General features: G+C 70.4%; 4 protein-coding genes and 2 pseudogenes. 4 read left to right on the top strand and 2 right to left on the bottom strand.

What is annotated here, in order from left to right; genetic code table 11:
• Positions 1–717: pseudogene (locus D474_RS0110490) on the bottom strand (DUF3824 domain-containing protein); the annotation flags it as partial.
• A 247-nt stretch (positions 718–964) separates the two neighbouring features.
• Between D474_RS0110490 and cofD the strand changes: the two are divergent.
• From cofD to D474_RS0110510, 4 genes are all read left to right on the top strand, one after another.
• On the top strand, positions 965–1,945 hold the full coding sequence (cofD, locus tag D474_RS0110495; RefSeq protein WP_017613533.1) for a 2-phospho-L-lactate transferase: 981 nt from the start codon (positions 965–967) through the stop codon (positions 1,943–1,945).
• Positions 1,942–3,213, top strand: coding sequence for a coenzyme F420-0:L-glutamate ligase (locus tag D474_RS0110500; protein ID WP_017613534.1), 1,272 nt, complete (start codon positions 1,942–1,944; stop codon positions 3,211–3,213). The genes cofD and D474_RS0110500 overlap by 4 nt, the downstream gene beginning before the upstream one ends.
• A gap of 140 nt (positions 3,214–3,353) precedes the next feature.
• Complete coding sequence (locus tag D474_RS0110505; RefSeq protein WP_026118362.1) at positions 3,354–4,934, top strand: Na+/H+ antiporter; 1,581 nt, start codon at positions 3,354–3,356, stop codon at positions 4,932–4,934.
• 166 nt (positions 4,935–5,100) lie between these two features.
• Positions 5,101–6,126: a chitinase gene (locus tag D474_RS0110510; RefSeq protein WP_017613536.1), complete on the top strand. Its 1,026-nt coding sequence runs from the start codon at positions 5,101–5,103 to the stop codon at positions 6,124–6,126.
• A gap of 60 nt (positions 6,127–6,186) precedes the next feature.
• Here the strand turns inward: D474_RS0110510 and D474_RS28265 are convergent.
• Positions 6,187–8,743: pseudogene (locus D474_RS28265) on the bottom strand (bifunctional FO biosynthesis protein CofGH).
• Positions 8,744–9,145: the final 402 nt, after the last annotated feature.

Consider the following 9,145-nt stretch of genomic DNA (forward strand, 5'->3'; position numbering starts at 1 on the left):
GCCGCCGGTCCCGTAGGCGGCGGCCTGCTGCTGACCGTAGGGGTCCTGGCCATAGGCCTGGCCGTAGGCGTTCGGGTCGTACGTCTGCTGGCCGCCCGTGCCGTAGGCCGCAGCCTGCTGCTGACCGTACGGGTCCTGCCCGTACGCCTGCTGGCCGTAGGGGTCCTGGCCGTAGCCGGCGAAGGACTGCTGGGCACCGGTCGCGGGCGGGAAGCCCTGCGGGTTGTACTGGCCGGCCTGGGGGACGGGACGCGGGACCAGGTTCGGGTCGTTGAAGGCCTTCAGGAGGAAGAGCCCGAACACGGCCAGCGGGGCACCGGTCACGAACAGGCCGATGAACCCGGAGAAGCCCAGACCCATGTCGTCCGCGTGCAGCATGAACACGGTGATGAGGTTGATCAGCGCGAAGAGCAGACCCACACCCGTCATGACCAGGGCGGTCACGACGACCGGGAGAGCGGAGGGCCTCGTGCGCTCACTGGTCAGCACCAGGGCGACAGCAGCCGCGAGCAGGACCAGCACGTGGAGGCCGAAGAAGTCCGTGGCGGAGCTCGACATCGCCCCCGGGAAGCCCGGGGCGTACTCGGAGCCCACACCGGTGGAAGCGGTGGAGCGCGAGATCAGGCCGATCAACCCCGACAGCATCGAGGCGCCGACAGCACCGATCAGGACCCACGCCGCGGGAAGGCGCAAGCGTTCTAGTGTTTCGTTGTTCAAGAGAGGTTCCCCTCTTCCGCTTCATCGCCGTCGCGTCGGTGGAAGCTTGGCATATCGTCGGACAGTCGGGTGAATCGGCCGGGTCCAGGCAGAAATGGGGACAGCCGGACACTCCGGGCCGTGAAGTGGGATGGCGGCCGACGTACCGGGGTTCGCGAACCCCCGTCTCGGTACGGTCACACGCCGCTCGGGTCGCGCCACGGGGCAGACGACCCATACACGGCACCAGCCTGCCAGACTTGGACGCATGCGGATAGTCGTACCGGCAGGCGGTATCGGCGGCGCCCGCTTCCTGCGCGGCCTCAAGGCCGCTCTCGGAACGGACGCGCCGGCCTCCGAAGAGCAGACCACAGACCCTTCCATCACCGTCATCGGGAACACCGGCGACGACATCACACTGTTCGGGCTCCGGATCTGTCCGGATCTGGACACTGTGATGTACACCCTGGGCGGCGGCATCGACGAGGACCGGGGGTGGGGGAGGAAGGACGAGTCCTTCACCGTCAAGGAAGAGCTCGCCGCCTACGGCATGAAACCCACGTGGTTCGGCCTCGGCGACCGCGACACCGCCACGCACATCGTACGCGCGCAGATGATCGCCGCGGGGTACCCCCTGTCCGCCGTGACCGAGGCGCTGTGCGACCGCTGGCAGCCGGGCGTGCGGCTGCTTCCGATGACCGACGACCAGATCGAGACCCACGTGGTCGTCGAGGAGGAGGACCGCACGCGCGCGATCCACTTCCAGGAGTGGTGGATCCGGCACCGGGCCGAGCTGCCCGCGCGGCAGTTCGTGTCGGTGGGCGCGGAGTCGGCGAAGCCCGCCCCCGGCGTACTGGAGGCGATCGCGCAGGCCGACGCGGTGATCCTGCCGCCGTCGAACCCGGTCGTGAGTGTGGGGTCGGTCTTCCAGGTCCCCGGGATCCGCGAGGCCATGGCCAAGAAGACGGTGGTCGGGGTCTCCCCCATCATCGGCGGTGCTCCCGTGCGCGGGATGGCCGACGCGTGCCTGTCCGCCATCGGGGTCGAGACCGACGCCGGCGCCGTCGCCGAGCACTTGGGAGCGGACCTGCTCGACGGGTGGTTGGTCGACGAGGCCGACGCCGGCACCGAGGTGGAGGGCATCGAGGTGCGCTCCCGCCCCCTGTACATGAGTGCCCCGGAAACCACCGAGGCGCTCGCCCGGGCCGCCGTGGACCTGGCCGTCGAGCTCTCGGAGGCGCGCGGGTGATCACCGAACTGCACGTGCGCGGACTGGCCGGCGTCCCGGAGGTTCAGGAGGGCGACGACCTGGCTCGGGTGCTCGCCGACGCCGTGCACGCCTCGGGCACCGCGTTGTCCGACGGCGACGTGCTCGTCGTGACCTCCAAGATCGTGAGCAAGGCCGAGGGGCGTTCGCGGCGCATGGACCGCGAGGACGCCATCACGGCCGAGACCGAACGCGTGGTGGCCCGGGCCGGGCACACCCGCATCGTGCAGACCCGCCAGGGTCTGGTCATGGCGGCAGCGGGGGTGGACGCCTCCAACATCGATCCGGGCACGGTGCTGCTGCTTCCGGAGGACTCCGACGCCTCCGCCCGTGCGTTGCGGGCGGGGCTGCGCGAGCGCCTCGGTGTGAACGTGGGGGTCGTGGTCTCCGACACCTTCGGCCGGCCCTGGCGGATCGGACAGACCGACGTGGCCATCGGGGCGGCGGGGCTCCGCCCCCTGGAGGACCTGCGCGGGACCCCTGACAACAGCGGCCAGATCATGGAGGCCACGGTCAACGCGGTCGCCGACGAGGTCGCGGGCGCCGGGGAGCTCGTCAAGGGCAAGACAGCGGGCATCCCCGTGGCGGTCGTCGGCGGCCTGGCAGAAATGGTCACCGAGGAGGACGGGCCCGGAGCCGCGGCGCTGGTACGACCGGCCGACGCGGACCTGTTCCGGTACGGGTCGCGCGACGTGGTCCCGGCCCGCCGCACGGTGCGCTCCTTCGCCGACACCCCGGTGGACCCGGCCCTGGTCCGCAAGGCCGTGGCCTCTGCGGTGACGGCTCCCGCGCCCCACCACACGACGCCGTGGCGGTTCGTGCTGGTGGAGTCGCCGGAGGTGCGCGAGCGCCTGCTCGATTCGATGCTCGAGGCCTGGGTCGCGGACCTGCGCGCGGACGGGTTCACCGAGGAGCAGATCACACGGCGCACCCGACGCGGGGACGTGTTGCGGGCCGCCCCGTGCCTGGTGGTGCCTTTCCTGGTCGCCGACGGCGCGCACCCCTACCCGGACGCACGGCGGGCCGATGCCGAGCGCACGATGTTCCACGTGGCGATGGGGGCCGGTGTGCAGAACCTGCTCGTGGCCCTGGCGATGGAGGGCCTGGGGTCGGCGTGGATCTCGTCGACGATGTTCTGCGCCGACGTGGTGCGCAAGGTCCTGGACCTGCCGGAGGACTGGCAGCCGATGGGATCGGTGGGNGCCGACCGTCCGCCCCGGGAGGCCGACGACTTCGTCGTGGTGCGGTGACACCCACCGAACGGTGAGCCGGGGGCCGGGCGTGCGGCGTCCGGCCCCGCGTGTGTCCGGGCCGGGTCGGCCCCTGACCCCGCCCATACTACTGACGGTCACCATTTGAATTCCCAGTGTTCCTGCGGGCGGGAGAACGTGTGGGTGTCGAGGAGTACGTGATCGCGACGCTGGTCGTGGTGGTCGCGGTGATCGTGGGGCAGTTCGCGGCCGGCCGGCTGCGGGTTCCGAGCGCAGTCGTGCTGGTCCTGCTGGGGATCGTGCTCGGCGTTGTGCCCTGGATGCACTCGCTGTCGATCACCCCCGAGGTGATCCTTCTGGTGTTCCTGCCGCCCCTGATCTACAACGCGGCGTTCTTCTCCTCACCGAAGGACATGCGCAACCTGTTCCGGCCCATCCTGGTGATGTCGGTGGGTGTCACCCTGGTGACGGCGTTCGGCATGGCCTCGGTGATCTACCTGCTGATCCCGGCCGTCGAGTGGCCGGCCGCCATCGCCCTGGGTGCCGCCGTGGCTCCGACGGACGCGGTCTCCGCGTCGGCGATCCTGAAGCGCGTGGGCACCCCGCGGCGGGTCATGACGATCCTGGAGGGCGAGAGCCTGGTCAACGACGGGGTGGCCCTGACCCTGTTCAGCCTGGCGGTGACCGCGATGGCGCACCCGCTGCCGCCGGCCGAGGGCCTGGTGACGCTGGGTTCGGTGGTCGTCGGCGGGCTCGTCCACGGCGCGCTGGTGTCCTGGTTCGTCCTGTGGGTACGCCCGAAGCTCCGCGACCCCTCGATCCAGCTCATGGTCGCGCTCATCACCCCCTTCGTGGCCTACGTCCCCGCGGAGAAGGCCGGCTTCTCCGGCGTACTGGCCGCGGTGGTCGCCGGTTTCGTGCTCGGCGGCCGCGGGGAGGGACCGCTGCCGCCGCGGGTGCGCCTGACCGGGCAAGTGGTGTGGAAGACCCTCGTGAGCCTGTTGGAAGCGATGCTCTTCGTCCTGCTCGGACTGCAGCTCGACGCTGTGGTGACCTCGGTGCAGGAGCACTACTCCATGTGGCAGCTGACCTGGGTCGCGCTGGTGGTCACACTGGTCGCGGTGGCACTGCGGATGCTACTGGTGCTCGTGGTGATCCCGTTGCAACAGTGTCTCCCCCGCCTGGAACTGGACGTGCCGAACCTGCGCGAACGCGTGGTGATCGGCTGGAGCGGGATGCGGGGCGCGGTGTCCCTGGCGATCGCGCTGTCCCTGCCCGCGACGATCGGCGGGGAGCCCTTCACCGAACGGGGCGGCCTCATCTACATCGCCGGGGTGGTCGTCATCGGAACTCTCATGTTCCAGGGCCTGACGCTGCCGCTGCTCCTGCGCAAGCTGGGGCTGACCAAGAGCGACCAGATGCAGCGCGAGGCGCTCGACGCCGACTACGAGATGAGCTGCGCGGCCCTGCAGAAGGTCGACGAGCTGCAGACCTCGGGGACCGTGGACGAGAAGACCGCCGAGGCCGTGCGTTCGGTGTACTCGCGCCGCCTCTCGGAGCTCCAGGGGCTGATGTCGGAGGACGACAGCGCCCGGCAGCGCTTCGAGAGCGGGGTGGCGGTGCACGGAGAGATCATCCAGGCCCGCCGGGACCGCCTCGAGTCGCTGTACCGGGAGGGCCGGATCGACCACGACGTCTTCCAGAAGCTCAACCACGACCTCGACCTGCGGGACTCGGGCGGAGGGACCTACGGGGACTGACGGGGGTGACCGCGGGTGCGGATGAACCTGGGACTCCGTCCCCAACAAAACAGCAAACTTACTTTCCGATTTCCGTTGACCCGCGACATGACACAACTCTAAGGTTTCTTCACAATTTCGGGTTCTCCGAGCCCCCTTCGTCCCCCGCTCGACGGAAGGAACCCCCTTGAGCACACACCGCAAGAGGAACAGGACCGGTGTCCGCGCCGGCGTCGCCCTGACCGCAGCCCTCACGCTCGGCGCCGCCGGTGTCGCCGCGGCCCAGACCCCCGGGCCGCAGGAGGCCGACACGGTCGCCGACACCGCACCCCAGCAGGACGGGCAGTGGCTCACCGGGTACTGGCACAACTTCGACAACGGGTCCACGGTCATGCCGCTCGTCGACGTGCCCGAGGAGTACAACCTCGTGGCCGTGGCCTTCGCCGACAACCACCCCGAACTCGACGGCGGCATCACCTTCGACGTGGCCGGCGACGAACTCGACGGCTACACCGACGAGGAGTTCCGCGACGACCTCACCGCCCTGCAGGACGCCGGGACCAGCGTCATCATCTCTGTCGGCGGTGAACTCGGGCACGTCGACGTGACCGACCCCGAGCAGGCCGAGAACTTCGCCGAGACCACCCACGAGCTCATGGAGGACTACGGGTTCGACGGCGTCGACATCGACCTCGAGCACGGCATCGACGCCGAGCACATGACCGACGCCCTCCAACAGCTCGACGGCCTGGCCGACACCGACCCGATCATCACGATGGCGCCGCAGACCATCGATTTCCAGAGCCCGGACGAGGACTACTACCAGCTCGCGGAGAACATCTCCGACATCCTCACGCTGGTGAACATGCAGTACTACAACTCCGGGTCGATGGAGGGCTGCGACGGTTCGGTGTACGAGCAGGGCACCTCCGACTTCGTGGCCGCACTCGCCTGCATCCAGTTGGAGATGGACCTCGAACCCCACCAGGTCGGCCTCGGCCTGCCCGCCACGGAGGACGCAGCCGGCGGCGGACACCTGGAACCCGAGGGTGTCGTCGACGCCCTGGACTGCCTGGAGGAGGGTTCCTCCTGCGGTTCGTTCTCGCCCGAGTCGGCCTACGGTCCGATCGGCGGCGTGATGACCTGGTCGATCAACTGGGACGCCGCGAACGGGTACGCGTTCGCCGACACCGTGGCCCCGCGCCTGAACTGACCTTCCCCCGACGGGCGGGGCGCCGATCCCCCGGCGCCCCGCCCTCCCGTGTGCAGAGGGTCAGACCAGCGGCAGGTTGGGACGCAGGATGCTCGGTGCCACCCCGTCGCTCTCCTCCGCCACCCGGCTGCGCTCCTCGCTCACCGGGCCGTAGAGCGTGGTGCGCTGGCGCAGCGGACGGCCCGTGGGCTCCACCAGCGTCCGGATGTCGCTGATGGTCTTGTACGAACCCTCGCCGGAACCGGCCATCCGGCTGATCGTCTCCTCCATGAGCGTGCCGCCCACGTCGTTGACCCCGCCGGCCAGCAACTGGCGGCAGGTGTCCTCGGCGAGCTTGACCCACGAGCACTGGATGTTGTCGATCGCACCGTGCAGCAGCAACCGCGCCAGGGCGTGCACCGCACGGTTCTCCCGCACGGTCGGCCCGGTGCGCGCGAGCCCGGCGAGGTAGATGGGCGCGTTGGTGTGCACGAACGGCAACAGCACGAACTCGGTGAACCCGCGCACCCCGTTGCGTTCCAGTGAGCGCTCCTGCAGCGACCGGATGAGCTTGATGTGCGAGACCCAGTGGTGCGGCGAGTCCACATGGCCGTACATCATCGTGGACGTGGTCGGAAGACCCAGGTCGTGGGCGGAGGTCACAACGTCGATCCACTCCCGCGCGGGAAGCTTGCCCTTGGTGAGGATCCACCGCACCTCGTCGTCGAGGATCTCCGCGGCCGTGCCCGGCAGGGACCCCAGTCCGGCATCGCGCGCCCGGGTCAGCCACTCGCGCACCGGGAGGTCGGTGCGGGCCGCACCGTTGACGACCTCCATCGGGCTGAAGGCGTGGACGTGCATGTCCGGGACACGTTCGCGGACCGCCGCGGCCAGGTCGAAGTAGGCACTGCCGGGGAGGTCGGGGTGGATACCGCCCTGCATGCACACCTCGGAGGCGCCCGCCTTCCACGCCTCCTCGGCCCGGTCGGCGACCTGGTCCAGGGACAGCGTGTAGGCGTCGGCATCGGTGCGGCGCTGGGCGAAGGCACAGAAGCGGCAGCCCGTGTAGCAGACGTTGGTGAAGTTGATGTTCCTGGTGACGATGTAGGTGACGTCTTCACCCACGGTGTCGCGGCGCACCCGGTCGGCCAGGCCGGTGAGCGCCTCGAGCTCGGGTCCGTCGGCGTGCAGCAGGGCGAGCGCCTGGTCGTCGTCGAGACCGGCGGGGTCGTGCTCGGCGGCCCGGAGCGCGGCGGCGATGTCCGGATCGAACCTGCGTGGCACGGCACCCTGGCGGTCCACGCCGGCACGGAGCTCGTCCCAGTCGCCGTAGACCGCGTCGAAGTCCCCGCGGCGGTCAGCGGTACGGCCCTCGGCATCGATCCCGGTGTGCAGGTCGGTGCGCCCGGTGGAGGTGAGCGCCGCCTCGGGTTCCTGCCACGGGCGGCCGCGCACGGTCGCGTCCTCCGCGGCCATGCCGGTGTCGGGGTCGGCGAGGGCGGCGACGTGGCCGGAGATGCGCGGGTCCAGCCACGGTTCGCCCGCGCGCACGTACTCGGGGTAGACGGTGAGGCGCTCGCGCAGGGTGAATCCGTGCTCGATGGTGCGGGCGGCCAGGTCGTCGATCTGCGGCCAGGGGCGTTCGGGGTTGACGTGGTCGGGGGTGAGCGGTGAGACCCCGCCCCAGTCGTCGATGCCCGCACGGAGCATGAGCGCGTACTCGTCACGGCCGCCGTGTTCGCCGCCGATGAGGTTGGGCGGGGCCTGGATGTGCGCCTTGGGGCCCATGACCAGGCGCGTCACGGCGATGGTGGCGGCCATCTCGTCGATCTCGGCGTCCGGGCGGTGCATCATCGCGGTGGCCGGTTTGGCGCGGAAGTTCTGCACGATGACCTCCTGGATCCCGCCGTATCGGCGGGGGGGGCNCGGCTCGCTCGGTGTGGTTCTCGCCGATGCCGAGGAGGATCCCGGTGGTGAAGGGGACGCTGGAACGCCCGGCGTCCTCCAACACCCGGAGGCGGACCGCGGGATCCTTGTCCGGACTGCCGTAGTGCGCCCGGCCCTTCTCGGTGAACAGGCGCTCGGAGGTGGTCTCCAGCATCATCCCCATGGACGGGGCGACCGGTTTGAGGCGTTGCAGATCGGACCAACCGAGCACGCCCGGGTTGAGGTGCGGGAGCAGGCCGGTCTCCTCCAGGACCATGATGGCCATGGCCCGGACGTAGGAGAGCGTGTCGTCGTACCCGTGCGCGCCCAGCCACTCGGCAGCCTGGCTCCAGCGGTCCTCCGGACGGTCGCCGAGCGTGAACAGGGCCTCCTTGCAGCCCATGGCGGCGCCCTCACGGGCGATGTCGAGGACCTCGTCCGGGGACAGGAACGGCGCGTCGAGCTTGCCCGGCACGGTCGCGAACGTGCAGTAGTGACAACGGTCGCGGCACAGGCGGGTCAGGGGGACGAACACCTTGCGGCTGTAGGTGACCACCCCGGGGCGTCCGTGGGCCTCCAGGCCGGCGTCGCGCACACGGCCGGCGTGGTCGAGCAGGGTCTCGAGGTCCTCGCCGCGCGCGTGCAGGAGCACCTCGGCCTCGGTCGCGTCCAGGGTCTTGCCGTCCCGCGCGCGGGCCAGGGCCCTGCGCATCGCCGACGGGGTCGGGGGTGTGACGGAATCCGGATCGTTCGCACCACTCATACGCGCACCCTACGCGTCCGCCCACGCACGCCCGCGAGCGCACCGCCCCCAGTGGCAGGGATCTTGGTACTCGGGCCGGTCTCGCCGGCCGGACGGGCAGTGGTAGCAGATTCAGCGGGCCGAGTTCCGCGCGACTCAGGTGTGGGTTCAGTGACGTTGGTGAGGCGGTCGGGTTCCGGGTGCGGGTGGTGATACCTCGGGGCGGATTCGCTCAGAGGTGGCGTTTCCTGGGAGCGGGTGTTCTGGGTGTGGGGGCTGGGGTGTGTGGGGTTGGGGGTTGGGGTGTTGGGTGTTGTGTGGTGTTGCCTCGGGGGTGGAAGGGGGTTCGTCGGTGCGGGTCGGGTCAGCCCG

It is taken from the genome of Nocardiopsis salina YIM 90010 (assembly GCF_000341025.1).
Classification (GTDB): Bacteria; Actinomycetota; Actinomycetes; order Streptosporangiales; family Streptosporangiaceae; genus Nocardiopsis; species Nocardiopsis salina.